General features: G+C 64.9%; 17 protein-coding genes. 8 read left to right on the top strand and 9 right to left on the bottom strand.

All coding sequences use genetic code 11. The features are described from left to right. The first annotated feature begins 39 nt into the window (after positions 1-39). From QF047_RS01805 to QF047_RS01795, 3 genes are all read left to right on the top strand, one after another. A complete protein-coding gene (locus tag QF047_RS01805; protein WP_307273272.1) occupies positions 40-399 on the top strand; it encodes a VOC family protein in 360 nt (119 codons plus the stop codon). Positions 400-523: 124 nt separating this feature from the next. Further along, positions 524-808 (top strand): DUF427 domain-containing protein, encoded by a 285-nt coding sequence (locus QF047_RS01800; RefSeq protein WP_307273270.1) that lies wholly within the window; start codon positions 524-526, stop codon positions 806-808. 121 nt (positions 809-929) lie between these two features. After that, positions 930-1,403 (top strand): GNAT family N-acetyltransferase, encoded by a 474-nt coding sequence (locus QF047_RS01795; protein WP_307273267.1) that lies wholly within the window; start codon positions 930-932, stop codon positions 1,401-1,403. A gap of 39 nt (positions 1,404-1,442) precedes the next feature. On the opposite strand, the gene QF047_RS01790 is transcribed toward QF047_RS01795, so the two are convergent. Then, the gene (locus QF047_RS01790; RefSeq protein WP_307273264.1) at positions 1,443-3,086 is read right to left on the bottom strand and encodes a serine hydrolase; all 1,644 of its coding nucleotides are present in this window, start codon (positions 3,084-3,086) and stop codon (positions 1,443-1,445) included. Between the two features lie 187 nt (positions 3,087-3,273). On the opposite strand from QF047_RS01790, the gene QF047_RS01785 reads away from it, so the two are divergent. Together QF047_RS01785 and QF047_RS01780 are read left to right on the top strand one after the other, a co-directional pair. Beyond that, positions 3,274-3,591: a hypothetical protein gene (locus tag QF047_RS01785; protein ID WP_306635948.1), complete on the top strand. Its 318-nt coding sequence runs from the start codon at positions 3,274-3,276 to the stop codon at positions 3,589-3,591. Between the two features lie 165 nt (positions 3,592-3,756). Next, positions 3,757-4,995 carry an NYN domain-containing protein gene (locus tag QF047_RS01780; protein ID WP_307273258.1) on the top strand — a complete coding sequence of 413 codons (1,239 nt, stop codon included), beginning with the start codon at positions 3,757-3,759 and terminating at the stop codon, positions 4,993-4,995. A gap of 108 nt (positions 4,996-5,103) precedes the next feature. On the opposite strand, the gene QF047_RS01775 is transcribed toward QF047_RS01780, so the two are convergent. The 3 genes from QF047_RS01775 to QF047_RS01765 all read right to left on the bottom strand — a co-directional run bounded on the left by QF047_RS01775 (position 5,104) and on the right by QF047_RS01765 (position 7,648). Continuing rightward, on the bottom strand, positions 5,104-5,577 hold the full coding sequence (locus QF047_RS01775) for an SRPBCC family protein (RefSeq protein WP_307273256.1): 474 nt from the start codon (positions 5,575-5,577) through the stop codon (positions 5,104-5,106). Positions 5,578-5,775: 198 nt separating this feature from the next. Continuing rightward, positions 5,776-6,654, bottom strand: coding sequence for an SDR family oxidoreductase (locus QF047_RS01770; RefSeq protein WP_307273254.1), 879 nt, complete (start codon positions 6,652-6,654; stop codon positions 5,776-5,778). Then, on the bottom strand, positions 6,647-7,648 hold the full coding sequence (locus tag QF047_RS01765) for a helix-turn-helix transcriptional regulator (protein ID WP_307273252.1): 1,002 nt from the start codon (positions 7,646-7,648) through the stop codon (positions 6,647-6,649). Before QF047_RS01765 ends, QF047_RS01770 begins: the two co-directional genes overlap by 8 nt. A 315-nt stretch (positions 7,649-7,963) precedes the next feature. Here QF047_RS01765 and QF047_RS01760 point away from each other — a divergent pair, with 315 nt between their 5' ends. Beyond that, entirely contained in the window at positions 7,964-9,436 is a 1,473-nt protein-coding gene (locus QF047_RS01760) for a phospholipase D-like domain-containing protein (RefSeq protein ID WP_307273250.1), read from the top strand. Between the two features lie 111 nt (positions 9,437-9,547). Here QF047_RS01760 and QF047_RS01755 read toward each other — a convergent pair whose 3' ends face one another. Beyond that, entirely contained in the window at positions 9,548-10,600 is a 1,053-nt protein-coding gene (locus tag QF047_RS01755) for a hypothetical protein (RefSeq protein ID WP_307273248.1), read from the bottom strand. Between the two features lie 27 nt (positions 10,601-10,627). Then, entirely contained in the window at positions 10,628-11,488 is an 861-nt protein-coding gene (locus QF047_RS01750) for a phosphatidylinositol-specific phospholipase C/glycerophosphodiester phosphodiesterase family protein (protein WP_307273245.1), read from the bottom strand. A gap of 316 nt (positions 11,489-11,804) precedes the next feature. Here QF047_RS01750 and QF047_RS01745 point away from each other — a divergent pair, with 316 nt between their 5' ends. Both QF047_RS01745 and QF047_RS01740 read left to right on the top strand, forming a co-directional pair. Continuing rightward, positions 11,805-13,148 carry a polysaccharide lyase family 1 protein gene (locus QF047_RS01745; RefSeq protein ID WP_307273243.1) on the top strand — a complete coding sequence of 448 codons (1,344 nt, stop codon included), beginning with the start codon at positions 11,805-11,807 and terminating at the stop codon, positions 13,146-13,148. Continuing rightward, positions 13,148-15,028: a pectinesterase family protein gene (locus tag QF047_RS01740; protein ID WP_307273241.1), complete on the top strand. Its 1,881-nt coding sequence runs from the start codon at positions 13,148-13,150 to the stop codon at positions 15,026-15,028. Before QF047_RS01745 ends, QF047_RS01740 begins: the two co-directional genes overlap by 1 nt. Positions 15,029-15,122: 94 nt before the next feature. Here QF047_RS01740 and QF047_RS01735 read toward each other — a convergent pair whose 3' ends face one another. The 3 genes from QF047_RS01735 to QF047_RS01725 all read right to left on the bottom strand — a co-directional run bounded on the left by QF047_RS01735 (position 15,123) and on the right by QF047_RS01725 (position 18,532). Then, a complete protein-coding gene (locus tag QF047_RS01735) occupies positions 15,123-16,661 on the bottom strand; it encodes an alpha-N-arabinofuranosidase (RefSeq protein ID WP_307273239.1) in 1,539 nt (512 codons plus the stop codon). A gap of 69 nt (positions 16,662-16,730) precedes the next feature. After that, positions 16,731-17,627: a carbohydrate ABC transporter permease gene (locus QF047_RS01730; protein WP_307273237.1), complete on the bottom strand. Its 897-nt coding sequence runs from the start codon at positions 17,625-17,627 to the stop codon at positions 16,731-16,733. A 2-nt stretch (positions 17,628-17,629) separates the two neighbouring features. After that, positions 17,630-18,532, bottom strand: a complete 903-nt coding sequence (locus QF047_RS01725; protein WP_307273235.1) for a carbohydrate ABC transporter permease — start codon at positions 18,530-18,532, stop codon at positions 17,630-17,632. Position 18,533 lies beyond the last annotated feature (1 nt).

Raw genomic sequence — 18,533 nt, 5'->3', positions numbered from 1 at the left:
CCCTCGCATCCGTGCACGGCCCGGGTTTAGGCTGGGCGGATGTTGACCCTCGGCACCATAGTCCTCGGCGTCAACGACGTCGCGCTCGCTACCGAATTCTGGCATGCCGCCCTCGGCTACGTTCCCCGTGAGCGAGGTGACGAGACGTGGGTGACGCTTGCGCCGGCGTCGGGCCCCGGAGCGCAACTGTCACTCATGTTGAGTGAGACGCCAGTCCAGGAGCACCCGCGGATCCATCTGGACTTATACGCGGACGATCAGGACGCGGAGGTGGAGCGGCTCATCTCACTCGGCGCGCAGCGCGTGGACTGGGACCTGTACCCGGAGGATCCTGATTTCGTGGTCCTCGCCGATCCCGACGGGAACCGGTTCTGCGTCATCGACAAAAGCCCGCGGTAGCGCCGCCGTCGGACGCCTCCGGCAGTCCCTCTGCCGTCCGGGAACAACCGCGGCCGTCAGGTCGTTGGCATTCCTACGACCCGAGCCGCCTTTCATGTCAGCGGCACCTACGGAAGGAACCCACATGGTCAGGGCCATCTGGAACGGAAAAGTCATCGCCGAATCCACTGACACCGTGGTGGTGGAGGGCAACCACTACTTCCCGCGCGACGCCGTCAACGCCGGATACCTGCGGGACAGCGACCTCTATTCCATCTGCCCCTGGAAGGGCAAGGCCAGCTATCACACGCTGGAAGTGGACGGGAAGCTGAACGTGGACGCTGCGTGGTACTACCCGGAGACAAAGCCGCGCGCGAAGCAGATCGAGGACCGCATCGCCTTCTGGCGCGGCGTGACCGTCGAGGCGTAGAAGGCGGGCAACGGACGACGGCGGGACCTCCCGCCATCGTCCGTTGCCTTTTCGCAGCTGGGGACTTCCCGGCGCGGCTTTAGCAGTCCGATGCTGGCCCAAGCCGGTAGATTTAGCGGCGATGATTTCCATTGACCGGGACGATCCCACACGCGGTGATGTGCACCAGCTCCTTAGCGAACACCTGGCAGACATGTTCGCCACCTCGCCGGCCGAAAGCGTTCACGCCCTGGACCCCTCTGCACTGTCAGTACCGTCGATTACGCTCTGGACGGCCCGTGAGGACGGCGGCCTGCTGGGCTGCGGCGCGCTTAAGCTCCTGGAATCCCTCACCGGGCTCCCCCGACACGGCGAAATAAAGTCCATGCGGACCGCCGCGGCGGCACGGGGAAAGGGAGTGGCAACCCTCATGCTCGGGCATATCCTCGCCGACGCCCGCGCCCGGGACCTCGAGCGCATCTACCTTGAGACCGGCACCGAGGATTATTTCGCTCCCGCTCGCCGCCTGTATGTCCGGAACGGCTTCACCAAGTGCCCGCCTTTCGCGGACTATGCCCTGGATCCCAACAGCGTCTTTATGGAACTGCGGCTCTAAGTCCCGGGCTCGCGTCTCACATCTGGAAGAACGCCGGCATCACCGGGTGAAGGTCCCCAGCCCGGTCCTGTCGTAGAAGTCCAGGGTGACACTCGGCGAGGAGCCGCCGCCTGTTCCCGCAAAAAGTGCACCGGCCAAGCCGTTGGCGTTTTCGCCTATGGACTCAAAGCTGAAGGTATCCCCGTCGAAATGGGTGAGAAGGAAAGTCGTGGGTTTATCTGGCGGTCCCACTCTCATGGCCAGTTTTCCGCCCTCTTCGAGGACCACGAGCGGGCCATAGTAGGAGTTGTTGTAGGTGCCCGTATAGGCGCTGTTTGCCTTGGCAGGGGAAGGGGCAGGCGGAGCCTTGGTGTAATCGACCTCAGGTTTCTCGGACTCATCAATGCGCTTAAAGGCGCCTTCAGTGAATGCCAGCCAGTCCACCATGGGTGATCCGTGCTGGGCTGTGTCCAGGAAGCCGGCGGTGATTGCTTCAGGAATCCCCTGCGGGCGCCCGTTGGTCAGGGCCACAATGGCCAGTTGTTCACCGGGAAGCATGGCGACGGCGGTGGCGGCGCCAAGGTTGAACGCCCCGGAGTGTCCCAGCTGGACGCGGGCCTGGTCATCGTACGAGACGTTCCAGCCCAGCCCATAGAAACGCGAGCGGGCAGCGGGAGCCGAAGCCGGCCCGGAGACCGCATGGGGAACGTGGCTTGTTTGGAGGGCAGCCGCATCAATAACGGGCTTGCCCTCGTAACTGCCGTTGCCCAGCTGCAGCCGGAGCCATTGGGCCAGGTCCCGCACCGACGAACTCGCGCCCCCGGCCGGAGCCTCGGAATCGGCGTTGCGGCGGTATTTCGCTGCCCACTGCTTGTTCCCCAGGGGCACATGAATGGTGGCTTTGTTTGTGGCTCGCTCGTAGTCCGAGTAACGGTAACTGCTGGCGGACATGCCCAGAGGCCGGAATAAAACCTCGTCGGCCAGATCCTCCCAAGTCACTTTCAGGGCATCGGCTGCCGCCTGGCCGCCTTCCGTGTATCCGAAATTGCTGTAGTTATAGCTGGACCGGAACGTATCCAGGGGCTCCTGGTTGAGGTGGCTAAGGATGTACGCCCGATCGAAGCCGAGGTCCTCCAGCAGGTCACCCGAGGCTGTTCGCACCCCACTGCGGTGCGACAGCAGATCAGCAAAGGTGGCATTCCGCGTGACGTAGTCGTCCTTGAGCGCGAAGCTCCTGTTATGTTGGATAACGGGGTCCGTCCAGTTGATGACCTCCCGCCCCACCAGCCCTGCCACCACTGTGGATGCCAGGGGCTTGGACACAGAAGCCACCTGGAACACGGTGCCAGGACTAATTTCCTCGGGCTTTCCGACTTCCCGGACCCCAAAACCTTTGGAGTACACCACCTCATCCTGATACACCACGGCGACGGCCATACCCGGGAGCCCGGTGTGCTCCATGGCGTCCTGGATCTGTCCGTCGAGCTGGGCAAGGGCATGCTCGACTTTCGGCCGGTCCAGCAGTGGTTCGATCTGTCCCGGCGGGACCGGGAGCAGGGATGCCGGCACCGTCGCTGAGGATATAGACCCTGCCGATGCGCCGGTACAAGCGGACAGCAGCGGCAACGCGGCGACACTGGCCGCCCCAATCCCGGCTGTCTTCAGCAGCGTGCGCCGGTTCGGGAAAGCGGAACCATCATTCATCTCGAATCCTTGATCCGTAGGCGGTGGGCGTTTCAGTAGGCCCCAGCCTTCCCGACAGCCTTAATAGTGAACCCCACACTGTAAGCAGGCAATGGATGCTGCGGAAGTTGGGTAGGCCCGGGCGCCACACGGATCAGCGGGCATAAGCTGATACCAGCAGCTCCCTTCCAGCCCCCGGGAGGTCGCCATGGACGCTGAAACCGCCAATGTGGTGGGTCATGATGTCACCACAATCACCTGCGTGTGCGGCAACAGTGTCAGCCAGGACGGATTGATTCAGGCGAACTCACAGGGCGTGCCTGTTTATGCAGAGACCCCCGTACCCGAAGGGCTGGCGGCATGGCCCGCGGACGAGGACCTCTACACGCTGTGCCCCAGATGCGGCCGCGTGTACCGTGACACGGTAATTGAGGAGACGGGAACCGCGCCCGTTGCTTTACGCGTCGACGTCACCGCTGGCCCCATTGCTGAGGCAATCCAAGTCCACTGGGACCTCAGCCCCTAAGCGGTAACTGTAAGGACTCCGTCCTCCTGCCGTTGCACCTCTGCCGGCGCAGTCCTTGTCAGTGAGTGGTGGGCGGTCGACGGCGGGGCGCCTCCCGCCGTCGTACGCTCGCGTGTCGCACCCGGAGGGACAGCCGCTGCCGCACGTTGCTGGCACACTGGCCCAATGAACGCGGCACTCACACCTTCCCGCCGGCCCGGCATCCGGGCGGCGATGTTTGTTGATTTCGACAATGTCTTCACCGGACTCCAGGCTCTGGATCCGCAGGCGGCGAAGCGGTTTGCCGAAGACCCCAAGCATTGGGCCGACGCCTTGTCAGCCAGTGGTTCCGGCGAGGGGACGCGGCGCTTCCTGATCCGCAACTGCTACCTGAACCCCATGGTGTACTCGAAGTACCGCACCTACTGGACCCGCGCCGGATTCCGCGTCATCGACTGCCCGTCGCTGACCCAGCGCGGAAAGAGCAGCACGGACATCAACCTGGTGCTCGATGCCATGGACGCGCTCTCCGGCGGCGGTGGCATCGAAGAATTCTTCATCGCCTCGGCTGATGCCGACTTCACGTCCCTGATCCAGCGGTTCCGTGCCGCCGACCGGATGACCACCGTTATCGCGGCCGGCGCTGTGGCCTTCGCCTACCGGGAGATGGCGGACCACGTGGTGGAGTCCCATGATTTTGTTGCGATCCTCAACGGCACAACCGCTGAACCCGTCCATACAGCAGCTTCCGTGAAGCAACCGCAGGCACCTGACGCAGCCAAGGCAAAAGCAAAAGCCCACTCCCCCGCGATCCGTGAGGTGGCGGAGTTTGTCCGGACGGCACCCGGACCGGTCGTTGGCGCGATGGTGGCACACCGGGCGCTCACGGCCGATCCTTCCTTGAAGACGGACTGGGGCGGCTTCGGAAAGTTTGGGACGTGGGTTTCCCAGATCGGCAAGAACGTCGAGTATTCAGCGGCACAAGGCGGCTGGGTCTGGGACTCGAAGCGGTTCTCAAGCGAGGATCTTCCCCTGCCCGCCGACGTGCAGCCGGGGATCGAGGAGCGGGTTACCCGGGTGACGGACGTGCCTGCACTGTCCGCGGCCCAGTTCCGGCAGATTTTCCAGGCTATGGCCCCCCGGCTGCGGGAGCATCCGCCGCTCACGCGCGCTGAACTGTCGCGACAGGTGCGCGATGATTGCGTCAGTGCAGGCCAACCGGTCTCCCGCAGCGCGGTCAGCTTTGTCCTCCAGGGCCTGGCCTACGCCAACTTCCAGTTCAGCGACCAGTCGACGCCGGAGGAGCTGGCCGCAGCGTGGACCGGGAACGTGGAAGAACTGTGCCGGGTGGCGCTGCTGGAGTTCGACGCGGCGGAGAAGCTGGCGGTGCGGCGCTGGGCCAGCGGCGGGCTGCTGGATAAGTGACCCAAGGAGAGCGGACGACGGCGGGAGGTTCCCGCCGTCGTCCGCTTTCTGTTTGTCAGGCGTCCTGTTTGTCGGGCGTCGCTTCCCCAGCCGATCCCGCCGGCTCTTCTAGAACTGCCCGGTCGGGCCGGTGTCCTCGACTTCGCCACGCCAGCCACCGGTTTCGGTACCGCGCCATTCGATGAAGTCCTTGAACTTCCGCATGTCCGCCTTTACCTGCATCTCGTCGATCTTCAGGGCCGCGCCTGCTTTTTCGGTGACGGTTTCGGGCGCCCATTCGAAATGGACTTTGACCTTCGTGTGATTGGCATCCAGCGGCGTGAACCTGATGATTCCGGCGTGGGACTTGCCGTCGGTGCTGCGCCAGGCGATCCGGTCGTCAGGCTCCTGGTCGACTATTTCAGTATCGAACTCCCGCTGAACACCACCCACCTTGGTCACCCAGTGGTTGGTGGTGTCCGTCAGCTGGGTTACGGATTCCACACCGGACATGAACTGCGGAAAGGATTCGAACTGGGTCCACTGGTTGTACGCGGTCCGCACCGGGACAGCGACGTCAACGGTCTCTTCAACGTGTTCCATCTGCTTCCTCCTCGTGACGGACGGCCGCAACAGCGGACCGGCAGCACTGGCTATCCTGCCAGTCAGGCAGCCGCCACCTTTTCACCATAAATCCGGCAGCTACCGGGGTCCAGACCTTCGGAATTCCCGGTCCGCATGCGGGTGCAAGGTACGGCGGACGACGGCGGGGAGGCGCACGCCGTCGTCCGTTTCCGTTTGTCAGGCCTCGCTGAAGGCGAGGTTGCTCGAGAGGTCCCGGTGGGCATCTGCTTGGTCTTGAAGCAGCTTGGCCCGCGCCTCGAAAGTGTCCACGGCGTCGGCGCCCGCGGCGAAGCGCAACGGCGGCTCGTTCAGCTCGGCCAGCTGGATCAGCGCGCCGGCCAGCTTGGCCGGGTCTCCCCACTGCTGGCCGTCCATGCTCTTCCAGGTTTTGACGGTCTGCTCGGTGCGCTCGGCGTAGTCCTCGATGGCGGAGTCCGCATAGCTGGTGGATTCCGGGGTGAGCAGCTCGGTGCGGAAGAATCCGGGTTCCACAATCATGCTGCGAATGCCGAACGGAGCGACTTCCGGGGCCAGCGACTCGGCCCAGCCCTCCACGCCGAACTTGGACGCGGCATAGGCGGTGAGGAACTCGCCGCCTGCGATGCCGGCGGTCGAGGAGATGGTCACCAGCAGGCCTGAGCGCTGGCCGCGGAGGACCGGCAGGGCGGCGCGGGTGACGTTCATCGGCCCGAACATGGTGGTTTCGATCTGTGTCCGGAAGTCCGCCGGCGTGATTTCCTCGAAGAACCCGGCGTAGAAGTTGCCGGCGTTGTTCACGAGGACGTCGATCCGGCCGAAGCGGTCCACGGCTGCCTGGATGGCGGCCGTCGCCTCTGCGGGTTCGGTGACGTCGAGCTTCACGGCTAATAGATCCGCATGCTCACCGACGGCCTGGGTGACCTTTTCCGGGTTGCGGCCGGTAGCGACCACCGCGTGGCCGGCCGCCAGGGCTGCCTTCGCGATGTCAGTGCCCAGCCCGCGGCCTGCGCCGGTGATGAACCAGACCTTCTTGCCCTTCGTGGTTTCCTGCCCGTGTGTGGTGTTCTGCTCAGTCATGGGTTGGTTCTGTCTTTCCTGGGTTGCGGGTTCCTGGTTGCGCGGGGGCGCGCCCAGGGAGGGTGGATCCGCCGGCAGGATCGCCGGCGGTGGTTGTTTCTGGTGCTGAGTCCGTTGGCGTGGACGGCGCCGCCGCCCAGCTGGCGAGGAATGCCAGCGCGTTTTCGGAGGCGGAGCCCGGCTCCGCCGAGAAGGTGAAGACGGTCTGGCCTTCGTCGCCGGGGAGGTCCAGCGTCTCGAACTGCAGGGACAGGTCACCGGCCACCGGGTGGTGGAAGCGTTTGGTTCCCGTGGTGTGGATCCGCACATCGTGCCCGGCCCACAACCCGGCAAAGAGTCCGCTGCGCGTGGTCAGTTCGCCAATCAGCTCGTTCAGGGCCCTGTCGTGCGGGTCCCGGCCGGATTCAAGCCGGAGCATCGCCACGGTGGTGGCCGCTATCGCGTTCCAGTCGGGGTAGAAGTCCCCCGCGCCCAGATCGAGGAAGAGGTACCGTGCCTGGTTCGGGCGCCGGGTCGATCCTTCCGGGCCCAACGACGCAACGGAGGTGAACACCGGCCCGTAGAGGGCAAGGCCCAGCTGGTTGGCGGCGAGCAGGTCCGAACGGCCGTTCTGCACTATGGCCGCCACTCCCGTCATCCCGTCCAGCAGGCGCAGCACACCGGGACGGACCCGTTGCTGCGGCGGCCGGCGGGGCGTCCGGCGCGACGGCGCGTTGGCCGTCCGTGCCAGGTCCATCAGGTGTGCCCGCTCGGCGTCGTCCAGCTGGAGGGCTGAGGCCACCGCCTCGAGCACCGAGTCGGAGACGCCGCGGAGGCTGCCCCGTTCCAGCCGGGTGTAGTAGTCCGTGCTCACCCCGGCAAGCTCAGCCACTTCCTCACGGCGCAGCCCAGGCACCCGACGCAGCTCCCCGTAGTTGGGAATCCTGGCCTGGTCCGGGCTGATCTTCGCACGACGCGAGATCAGGAACTCACGAATCTCTTCTTTCCTGTCCACGGCTTCAACGCTACGCAGCCTGCTCCTTCAGTGGCAGTGCCTGTCAGACACCCCCACGAAAACCTGCTGATCGGCAGGGTGTCGCCGAGATCCCGGGAATCACGGCGTAAGGCGATGATTCAACCCGATGACTTGATGAGCCAGTCGTAGGCTACATAGGAGGCCGGACACTAAGCCGGCCGCAGGCCCCGAAGGGAACATCGAGTGGATAGTAATCCTGGTACCTGGTTCTTAAGTGGCAGTGAGCGTGGGAACGCGGCCACCGGCGTGCATGCCGGAAGTGACGGATCAGCGTCCTGGTCCGAGGGTAACCTCGTGCGGCCCCTGGTTCATGGGGCCGCCTACTTCGCCCGGCTGCATGAGGAGCTGTCGGCCCTTCAAGCCGGAGACCGGGTGTGGTTCACCGACTGGCGCGGCGACGCCGACGAGCGGCTCACGCCGGACGGACCGACGATCGGAGAGTTGCTGGCGCGGCTGGCCCGGGCGGGAGTGGAAGTCCGCGGCCTGATCTGGAGATCCCACGGTGAGCGCATTTCGGCCCCGATGAGTGGCCGGTCCAACGAGCTCCTCAGCCGCCAGGTCAACGATGCCGGCGGCGAGGTGCTGTTGGATCAGCGGGTGCGCCTCTTCGGCTGCCATCACCAGAAACTGGTCGTCATCCGCCGCCGCGACGACCCGTCACGGGACGTCGCGTTCGTGGGCGGGATCGACCTTTCCCACAGCCGTCGGGACGACGCCGATCACGCGGGAGACCCGCAGGCGGTGGCCATGGATTCCCGGTACGGGAAACAACCACCTTGGCACGATGCCGCCCTCGAACTGCGCGGCCCGGTGGTGGCGGATGTCCTGGAGCTGTTCGCGGAACGGTGGAATGACCCCCATCCCCTGGACCACCGCACGCCGTACCGGATGCTGCTGCAACGCCTGGCGGATATGCCCCGGCACCCCAAACCCCTGCCGGAGACAGCGCCGCCACCGCCGCCGGCTGGCCCCCACGCAGTACAGCTGCTGCGCACCTACGGCGTAAAGCACCCACCGTTCCCGTTCGCTCCCGGCGGTGAGCGGAGCGTTGCCCGGGCCTACACAAAAGCTTTCGCCCAGGCCCGCTCGCTGATCTACATCGAGGACCAATATCTGTGGTCCGCAGAGGTGGCCGATGGAATCGCAGCTGCCCTCCAACAGAACCCCGGGTTGAATGTGATCGCCGTGGTGCCGCGCTACCCGGACTCCGACGGTCCGCTCGGAGGGCCGCCCAAGCGGGTGGGGCAATTGCGTGCCATCGAAAGGATGCGCCGCGTTGCCCCCGAAAGATTCGGCGTCTTCAACCTGGAGAACAAGGCAGGGACTCCCATCTATGTCCACGCCAAGATCTGCATCATCGACGACACCTGGTTCACGATCGGGTCGGACAACTTCAACCGCCGGTCATGGACCACGGACAGCGAGCTTACCTGCGCGGTCGTCGACACCAGTGCCGGTTCTGAGGCTTCCCGCTCGTTGGCCCATTCGCTCCGGCTCCAACTTTGGGCCGAACACCTGGGCCTGGACCAGAATGACCCCCAGCTCCACGATCCGGCAGCCCGGCTGGGCCTGTGGAAAGCCACCGCCGACAGCCTGGACCAGTGGCACAAAAACGGGCACAGCTCGCCCCGCCCCAGGGGACAAGTGCGGCACCACCACCCGCAGCCGGTGCCGCCCCTCCAGCGCCTCTGGGCGAATCCCGTCAACCGCCTGCTGGTGGACCCGGACGGACGCCCCCGCAAGATGCGCGGCACCACCCGGTTCTAGGCAAGGACCCGAGCAAGAGAGGGAAGTGCGGCAGCTGAATGTCACGCTGCCCCCTCCCTACGGAAGCGGACGACGGCGGGAGGTTCCCGCCGTCGTCCGCTTCCTTGGTGCCTACTGGCTGAAGGGGACCTTTTCCCAGCTCAGGACGTCCGCACCGTCCGCACTGTTGCCGGCGACCGTGAACCGCACATAGTCGACAGCATTGTTGGCCCCGTCCACCGTGATGCGCTGCAGGTTGTCCGCGGCGGGCTGACCGTAGATGTCCAGCCAGGGCGAGCCCTCGGCGAGGGGCTCGTTCTGGGCGAACACGTGGCTGTCCCCGTTGATGAGGTAGACGGGCGCGTCGAACCGGTTGGTCTCCTCGGTGATGGTCTGCACGATCTCGCGGAAGCCGGAAACAGTGTCCGGGTCCGCGGACGCGCCGGCGAGCAGCGACGGATCGAACATGTCAGCCTGGGCCATCAGCACCACGGCCCTGTCGTTCCGGCGTTCGGCGTCCCGAAAGGTCTCGCGGATCTGGGCCAGGACGGCGTCTGTCCGGTGCTCCACTTCGGCCAGCTGCTCCGGAGTTGCGGCGGTCTTGCCCAGGCCGCTCCAGGGAAGGAGCGAGTTGTTGCTGCCCTGGATGTTCAACACGGAGAAGGCCACCCGGTTCTGGGTGAAGCGGACGTCTTCGGGAAGCCCCACGTTCTCCTGCGTCTTGACCGGCATGGTGGCGCCGAGCGTTTTGCCGGGTTCGTTGAAGAAGACTTCCCGCAGTTTGTCCAGCCGCTCCAGCGGGTTGTAGGCGCCATTGTTGGTGCGGTGGCAGTCCACCCACTCGTTGTCCCCGGGCGTGTACACCAGAGGATGCGTGAAGGTATCGAGCTGGGTGCGGATGTAGGAGAAGTACTCGTCGGAGCAGACGGAGGAGCCGTTCTTGATATCGCCCACGTGTGCTACAAACTTCAGCTCCCTGTCCGCGTTCAGGTCCTGGATGCGGGACGGGAACTTCGCGATCTCAGCCGCGCCGTAGGGGATGTCACCAATAACGCCGAAGGTGAAAGCCTGTTGGCTGTCCGGGGTGCTGCCGGAGGTATCCGCGGCTGTGGCGGGCTGGGACGCAAGGAGGCCGAGCGCCAGGGCGGCGGCCGCCGTCGTCATTTTGATGGTCTTGGAGGGCATGGGAGTAGTCCTGATTCTGCTCGGTAGTTACTGCGTGCGGGCGGTGAGGAACCGCTGCAACCCGGCGAGGTCGTCGGTGTTGATGTGGTCCACGCCCGCGTCGGCGAGTTCGGTCCAGACGGCGTCACGGGCTTCGCCTGACTGCTCCGGGGTGGCCCAGAAGCGGACGCGGTAACCGTTGGCATGGGCTGCAGCCACGAAAGTGCGCAGCTTGGCGCGCTCGGTTTCGGGCATGGGTCCCACACCCTGCCAGGTGAAGAGCTTGGTCCAGTTGTCGCTGACCAGCGGCATCAGTGCGGCGGGGAGGCTGGACGTGAGGTCCGCGGACCGGCCGTCGTAGAAGCTGGACCGCTTAGTCTGTGCCTGCATGGTGGCCAGCGGGCGGTTGCCGCTGATGACCGCGGTGACCGCGCCGGTTTTCACGTTGCCGCTGGTGTAGCGGCTCATGATGTCCCGGTGTTCGGACAGTTCCTGCTCGATGGCGGCGTAGGTGGCCTCGCCGTCGCTCTTGATGTCGATCAGGAGCTGGAGGCTGCCGTCCCATCGAGGGTAGACGCTGTGGCCGGGCTGGCTGCGGACCAGGTCCTCGAGCGGGTCAAGGTAGAGGCTCTCGAGCGTGACGCCTTGCTTGGCGTCGGCAAGGTCGTGGGCCACCCGCAGTTCGCCGTCCACCAGCCACACGTCTGCTTCGACGCTGGTGAAGCCGTGCTCCAGCGCGTCGAACAGGGGGCGGTCATGCTCATAGTCGTTGTGGGCATGTGTCCCGGCAAGGGGCTGGCCGACGACGACGGGCGCGGGCCTGGGTGCCTCCGCCTGGGCGGGAGCTGTGGCTGTCCCGGCCAGGGTGGCGAGGACGGCGACGGCGGCGAGGGTGCTTTTCACGAACACGGAGTACTCCTGGTACCTCGGGGATGTCCGCCCGGCTATGGGGTGTGCCGGGCAAGGGGTGCGTGAAAAGACTGCTGGTCCAGGAAGAACGGGTGGGGACCTGGTGGTTGCTGGCGGGTGAACCGGGAGGGACCAATTCCTCTTTCACCTCCAAATACAGCGGATTCTCTGAGACGGGTATTGCTGAGAAACCGCTTTCTCGGTAGTGTCCTTGTCAGCGCTCACAATGACCGGCGTCACAGTGGACTCCGGCCGAAGCGCAGTTCATTCCAATGACGGAAGAGAGAACATGCGAAAACGCAGTACCCGCTTATCCATGTCCGCAGCCATTGCCGTAGCAGGAGCACTGGCCATTTCGGCTCCTGCGGGAGCATCCCCCAACCCGGTGGCGGACCCTATCGCCCAGACGTCCCAAACCCCGCTGGAGCGCCAGGTACTTTCCGCAGGCGACGGTTGGGCATCCGAAGGAACCGGAACCACGGGAGGCTCAGCGGCAGCAGACGCCAACGTTTATGACGTCTCCAGCAAGGCCGAACTGCTGGCCGCCTTCGCAGCGGCCGGAAGCCAGCCCAAGATAGTCCGGATCCACGGCAGCATCGACGCCAACACTGCTGCGGACGGTTCCCCGCTCACCTGTGAAGACTACGCCGCTGGCACGGGCTACAGCCTGGAGCAGTACCTTCAGGACTTCGACCCCGCAACCTACGGCCGGGCCCAGGAGCCCACCGGCCCGCAGGAAAGCGCGAGGCGCCTCGCCGCAGCAAACCAGGCGAAGACCATCCGTTGGGACATCCCCAGCAACACCACCATCGTCGGCGCCGCTCCGGAGAGCAGCATCACCGGCGCCGCCCTCCGCGTCAATGGCGCCACCAACGTGATCGTCCGCAACCTCAGCGTGCGCGATGCCGCCGACTGCTTCCCCGCCTGGGACCCCACCGACGGTACCGAGGGGAACTGGAACAGCGAGTACGACCTGCTGCAGGTCATCAACAAGGCCACCCACGTTTGGATTGACCACTCCGAATTCACGGACGCCCCCAACCTGGACAGCGCCCAGCCACTCTACTTCGGCCGCCCCTACCAGGTGCATGATGGCGCCGTCGACGTCACCAACGGCTCTGACCTGGTGACGATGTCCTACAACCGGTTCTCGGACCATGACAAGCTGCTCCTGATCGGTTCCACCGATTCGGCCAACCGCGGAGACCCCGGCAAGCTGCGCGTCACCATCCACCACAACGTCTTCGAAAACGTCGGCCAGCGTGCCCCGCGCGTCCGTTTCGGTCAGGTGGACGTGTACAACAACCACTTCAAGGTGGCAGAGGACAGCGCAATTCCCTACGAATACAGCCTGGGCGCCGGATTCAGCTCCCACCTCTACGCTGAGGCGAACGCCTTCACGCTTCCGGCCGGAATCGGCGCCGCCGACATCATCGGCCGGTACAAGGGAACGGCCATCACCACCATCGCCAACGCGGTCAACGGCAAGATCACTGACATTCTCGCCGAGTACAACGCCGCGGCAGCACCGGCGGACCAGCTGGCAGCGGACACATCCTGGGCTCCCATCCTGCGTACACAGGTCCACCCGGCCCAGTCCGTGCCCGCACTGCTCCAGGACTCCACCGGGCCCATCTTCAGTGCAGGAGGGAACCTCTGATGGCCGCCATCCTGCCGAGCCGCCGCAGCGTCCTGGCCACCTTGGCGCTCACCGCCGGGGCCGCGGCCTTCTCGGGGACGGGCATAGCGGGCGCTGTCGCCCAGGCGGACCCCGATCCCACGAAACCCCGTACCAAACCGGTGCTCTTCGTCGTCGGTGACTCAACGTCGTCGGCCTATCAGCAGTCCGAACGCCCCCGCGCGGGCTGGGGACAGGCACTGCCGCTCCTGCTGGGACCGCAGGCAACCGTCTTTGACTACGCCTGGTCCGGCGCCTCCTCCAAGAGCTTTGCCGACGCCGGACTGCTGGACCGGGTGCTGGCACTGATGCAGCCGGGCGACTACCTGCTGATTTCGTTCGGCCACAACGACGAAAAAGTGACGGACCCCGCACGGGGAACGCTCCCGGACACCACCTTCAAGGAGTACCTGAGCCGGTACGTCGACGGTGCCAAAGCACGCGGGGGCAAGCCCGTGCTGGTCACCCCCGTGGAACGCCGCCGCTTCGATTCCTTCGGCAATGCGAAGGACTCCCACGGAGCGTATCCGCAGGCAGTGCGGGAACTCGCCGCAGCGTCCGGCACTCCCCTGGTGGACCTGACCGCGTCCTCGAAAGAGCTGTGGCAGCAGCTGGGGCCGGAAGGAACCAAGCAGAAGTTCCTTTTCCTCGCTCCCGGCGAGCACCCGCAGTATCCGCAGGGCTCGGAGGACAACACGCATTTCCAGGCCGCGGGCGCATTGGCGGTTGCCGGCCTGGTGGCGCGCGAACTGCAGTCCAAGGAGATCGTCCCGCCCGGCTACTTCCTGAACATCGACGCCGTCGCGGATCCCCTCCTGGAAATGTACTGGCCCGCGGAGCGGCCCATCGACATCCCGGTGACGCTCGACGTCGGACCGGGCCGGACGTTCGCAACGGTACAGGCCGCGGTTGACTCGGTGCGGACGGGAAGCCTCCAGCGGACCGTCATCAGGATCCAGCCCGGCACCTACCGGGAAGCCGTGCGGGTGCCCGCCGACAAACCGCGGATCAGCTTCATCGGCCAAGGCGCCCTGCCGGAGGATGTGGTGATCGTCTACAACAATGCGTCCGGGACGCCCAAGCCGGACGGCAGCGGCAACTTCGGCACGTCGGGCAGTGCGTCCGTCCGGATCGACGGGCCGGACTTCGCGGCCCGCAACCTGACCATCAGCAATGATTTCGACGAGGCCGCCAACATGGGGATCAAGGACCGTCAGGCCGTGGCGCTGCACATCACCGGTGACCGCTCTGTGCTGTCCAACGTCAGGCTGCTCGGCAACCAGGACACGCTGCTGGTCAACTCACCCGGTGCAGGCGTCCCGGCCCGGTTCTACTTCGACGGCTGCTACGTGGAGGGCGATGTGGACTTCATCTTCGGCCGCGGAACTGCTGTTTTCAACGGCTGCGAGATCAAGTCCCTGGACCGCGGCTCGACGACGAACAACGGCTACGTGACAGCAGGGAGCCTTGATCTGTCGATCAAGTACGGCTACCTCTTTGACCAGTGCCGGCTTGTCTCCGACGCTGCGCCAAACTCCGTCCACCTTGGCAGGCCGTGGCACTCCGGCGGTGACCCGAAAGCAGTTGCCCAGGTCCTGGTCCGGGACTCCTGGCTTGGTTCCCACATCTCCGGCACGCCCTGGACGGACATGAGCGGCTTCTCTTGGCGCGAGGCACGGTTCCACGAGTACAACAACCGCGGCCCCGGCGCGCAGATAACCGCCGACCGTCCGCAGTTGCCCGGGGCTGAGGCGGGCAACTACACGGCCAGGGACTACCTGCAGGGAACGGACGGCTGGGCACCCCAGCTCGCAGGCACGCCGGCGGACTGCAGCGTCGTGCCGTCGGAGGTGGCCGCCTAGCTTCTGGCGCACAGTGGTGGGCGGACGATGGCGGGAGGCCCCCGCCATCGTCCGCTCCTGTGTGGTGCCGCTCCACTACGCCGCGGCGGAAGCGTCAGTTTTTGGCGACATCGAGTTCAATCACTGCCCAGGACAGCGCCGGGAGTGTTGCCCGGAGTTCGGAGCCGCTCGCCTTGGCCTCTTCCAGTGGCTTGAGCCCCACCTGGTTCGGCCTGCTTTGGGTGTTGATGGTGAAACGGTCTCCGTCTTCGGGGATTTCCAGGACCTCCGCGCGGAGTACCTGGCGGGCATCGAACCCACGCAGTGAAACTTCGATGTCTGCCGCTTCCTCAAGGCCGCGGTTTGCGAAGAACAGCGCAATGCGGCCTGTTTCCTCGTTCCACGTGGCGCTGACATCCACGAGGTCGGTGTCACCGAAGCGGGCATTCTCGTACTTGTCCGAGTCCACGGACAAGCGCAGGATCTGGCCCTTGGCCAGCTCTGCCATGCGGGCGAACGGGTGGAAGATGGTCTGGCGCCACGCCGGGCCGTTTTCCTCGCTGAAGATCGGTGCGATCACGTTGACCAACTGTGCCTGGTTGGCGATTTTGACGCGGTCGCCGTGCCGGAGCAACGAGTTCAGCAGGGTTCCCACCACCACGGCATCCGTCACGTTGTACTTGTCCTCGATGACCCGGGGGTGCTCGCGCCAGCCCGCCTTGGCCACGTTGCGTGGCTGGTCTTCGGTGTCCAGACCGCGCTGGTACCAGACGTTCCACTCGTCGAAGGAAAGGTTGATGTGCTTCTTGTGCTTTCCCTTCGCGCGGACCGCATCCGCAGTCGCGATGACTGATTCGATGAAATAGTCGGTGTCCACTGCGCTGGCGAGGAAGCTGCCGGCGTCGCCGTTGTGTTCCTGGTAGTAGGCGTGGAGGGAGACGTAATCCACCTCGTCATACGCGTGCGTCAGGACAGTCTGCTCCCAGGCGCCGAACGTCGGCATGCCGGAGTTGGAACTTCCGCAGGCCACCAGTTCGATGTCCGGGTCAACGAAGCGCATGGCCTTGGCGGCTTCCTGCGCCAGGCGGCCGTATTCCTCTGCGGTCTTGTGGCCGATCTGCCACGGTCCGTCCATCTCGTTGCCCAGGCACCAGAGCTTGATATTGAACGGGTCCTTGTGGCCGTTCTTCGCGCGGAGGTCGGACCAATAGCTGCCGCCCGGATGGTTGGCATATTCCACGATCTCGCGGGCCGCATCCACTCCCTTGGTGCCCAGGTTGATGGCTTCCATGATTTCCGTACCGGCCTGGCGGGACCAATCCACGAATTCGTGCAGGCCGAAGGCGTTGGACTCCACGGTGTGCCAGGCGCCGTCCAGGCGGCTGGGCCGGTTCTCCCGCGGGCCGATGCCGTCCTCCCAGTTGTAGCCCGAGACGAAGTTGCCGCCAGGATAGCGGATGACGGTGGCGCCGAGTTCCTTGACGAGCTTGAGGACGTCAAGGCGGAAGCCGTTCTCATCCGCTTCAGGGTGGCCCGGCTCGTAGATGCCGGTGTAGACGCAGCGGCCCATGTGCTCCACGAAGGAGCCAAAGAGGCGGCGGGGTACTTCGCCGATAGTGAAGTCACGGTCGAGGGTAATCCGGGCGCGGGACATGGGCAGCAGCTCCTTGGTTGTGGTTCAGGTCTGTTTGTAAGCGTTGGTTGGTAGGCGGAAGGTGCCGGTTCAGGTACCGGCGAGGCCCGTCGTCGCGACGCCCTTGATGATCTGGCGCTGGAAGAAGAGGAATACGAGGATGAGCGGCAGCGCCGCGAGCAAAGCCGACGCCATGTTCTGTGCGTACTGGATGCCGTAGGCGCTCTTGATGGTCTGCAGGCCCACCGGCAAGGTAAGGAGTGCACCGTCGTTGGTGGCGATGAACGGCCACAGGAAGTTGTTCCAGGCCCCGATGAACACGAAGATGGCGACGGCGGCCAGGATGGGCCGGGACAGCGGCAGGATGATTTGGGTGAAGATCCGCATGCGGCTGGCGCCGTCCATCACCGCGGCTTCTTCAAGTTCGCGGGGAATCTGGTCGAAGAACTTCTTGAGCACGAACACCATGGCCGGGTGGATGACCTGCGGCAGGATGATCGCCCAGGAGGTATCGATCATGTGCAGGGCGAGCATTTGGTAGAACAGCGGGATGATCAGGACTGGCGGAGGGACAATGATGGAGGCGATGATCACGGTCATCAGCACCTTCTTGCCCTTGAAGTCGATCCGGGACAGGGCATAGGCCACCAGCGCGGAGATCACCAGGGTGATGGCCGTGATGGCCGCCGAGGTGTAGAGCGAATTCCACGTCCAGAGCGGGATGTTGCCGTCCTGGAAAACCTTCACGAAAGCTTCGGGAGTAAAGCCCGACGGGGGCAGCCAACTGACCTTCGGAGCTGCGGCGTCCGTCTCGGTCTTGAACGCGGTGGCGGTCGCCCACGCGAAGGGGATCAGCCACAGGACTGCGATAATCGCGGCGACCACGACGGCGGCGATCTTGCCTGCGGTCATCTTCTTGCGCGGTTGGCGGAGTTCCTGGCTGGTGCTGGTGCCTGACTCGGGGCGGTTAAGCGTCTGAATTGCCATGGTTATGCACTCCTGCGGCGGGTGATTACGAACTGCATGACCGAGACGAGCACTATCAGTCCGAAGAAGATGTAGGAGATGGCTGCGGAATAGCCCAGCCGGTAGCCGGTGAACCCGGTTTCAAAGATGTACTGCACCACGGGCCGGGTTGATCCTCCGGGGCCGCCGGCGGTCATCTGGTACACCTGGTCGAAGATCTTGAGCGAGGCCAGGATCTGGAGGAGCACGATCATCACGGTGGTGGGAGCCAGTTGCGGCAAGGTGATGGAGAAGAACTGGCGCCAGGCTCCGGCGCCGTCCAGGGATGCCGCCTCATAGTGCTGGTGGGGGATGTTCTGCATCGCCGCCAGGTACAGCAGGAAGTTGAAACCCACAGTCCACCACAGCGTGGCAATGACGATGGCCCACATGGCCACATTGGGGTCGTTTAGCCAGGCAACCTTGGGAATTCCGATCTTGGAAAGGGAATCGTTGATAAGGCCAAGCTGCGGGTTGTACATCCACGTGAAGAACAGTGAGACCACAGTGGACGCGAGCAGGTACGGGGCGAAGTAGGAGAGCCGCCACAGCCATTGCGCCGGCAATCCGACGTTGAGCAGTGCCGCCATCACCAGGGCCACCAAGACCAGCGGAACCGTGCTGATGACCGTGAAGTAGAGGGTGTTGCCGAGTGAGCGCCACATGCCGGCGTCGGCCAGGGCTTCGGCGTAGTTCGCAAAGCCGATCAGGCTGTCATTGGCTCCGGTAAGGGACTTGCCGGTGAGGCTCATGTAGAGGCCATAAAGAAGGGGCCACACGAGGAACACGAGGAAGAAGACCAGGAAAGGCGTGGCGAACCCCCAGCCACTGAGGTTGCTCCTGGTGAGGCTCCCGGGGCTCCGCCGGGCTGTTAGTGAAGAACTCATG

Source organism: Arthrobacter sp. W4I7, assembly GCF_030816215.1.
GTDB lineage: Bacteria > Actinomycetota > Actinomycetes > Actinomycetales > Micrococcaceae > Arthrobacter > Arthrobacter siccitolerans_A.
This window is presented reverse-complemented; position numbering and strand designations above follow the sequence as displayed.

What these genes read in the sequence shown, in the direction of transcription:
- QF047_RS01805 (WP_307273272.1), top strand. Translation starts at nt 40, where the DNA reads ATGTTGACCCTCGGCACCATAGTCCTCGGCGTCAACGACGTCGCGCTC.
- QF047_RS01800 (WP_307273270.1), top strand. Translation starts at nt 524, where the DNA reads ATGGTCAGGGCCATCTGGAACGGAAAAGTCATCGCCGAATCCACTGAC.
- QF047_RS01795 (WP_307273267.1), top strand. Translation starts at nt 930, where the DNA reads ATGATTTCCATTGACCGGGACGATCCCACACGCGGTGATGTGCACCAG.
- QF047_RS01790 (WP_307273264.1), bottom strand. Translation starts at nt 3,086, where the DNA reads ATGAATGATGGTTCCGCTTTCCCGAACCGGCGCACGCTGCTGAAGACA.
- QF047_RS01785 (WP_306635948.1), top strand. Translation starts at nt 3,274, where the DNA reads ATGGACGCTGAAACCGCCAATGTGGTGGGTCATGATGTCACCACAATC.
- QF047_RS01780 (WP_307273258.1), top strand. Translation starts at nt 3,757, where the DNA reads ATGAACGCGGCACTCACACCTTCCCGCCGGCCCGGCATCCGGGCGGCG.
- QF047_RS01775 (WP_307273256.1), bottom strand. Translation starts at nt 5,577, where the DNA reads ATGGAACACGTTGAAGAGACCGTTGACGTCGCTGTCCCGGTGCGGACC.
- QF047_RS01770 (WP_307273254.1), bottom strand. Translation starts at nt 6,654, where the DNA reads ATGACTGAGCAGAACACCACACACGGGCAGGAAACCACGAAGGGCAAG.
- QF047_RS01755 (WP_307273248.1), bottom strand. Translation starts at nt 10,600, where the DNA reads ATGCCCTCCAAGACCATCAAAATGACGACGGCGGCCGCCGCCCTGGCG.
- QF047_RS01745 (WP_307273243.1), top strand. Translation starts at nt 11,805, where the DNA reads ATGTCCGCAGCCATTGCCGTAGCAGGAGCACTGGCCATTTCGGCTCCT.
- QF047_RS01740 (WP_307273241.1), top strand. Translation starts at nt 13,148, where the DNA reads ATGGCCGCCATCCTGCCGAGCCGCCGCAGCGTCCTGGCCACCTTGGCG.
- QF047_RS01735 (WP_307273239.1), bottom strand. Translation starts at nt 16,661, where the DNA reads ATGTCCCGCGCCCGGATTACCCTCGACCGTGACTTCACTATCGGCGAA.
- QF047_RS01730 (WP_307273237.1), bottom strand. Translation starts at nt 17,627, where the DNA reads ATGGCAATTCAGACGCTTAACCGCCCCGAGTCAGGCACCAGCACCAGC.
- QF047_RS01725 (WP_307273235.1), bottom strand. Translation starts at nt 18,532, where the DNA reads ATGAGTTCTTCACTAACAGCCCGGCGGAGCCCCGGGAGCCTCACCAGG.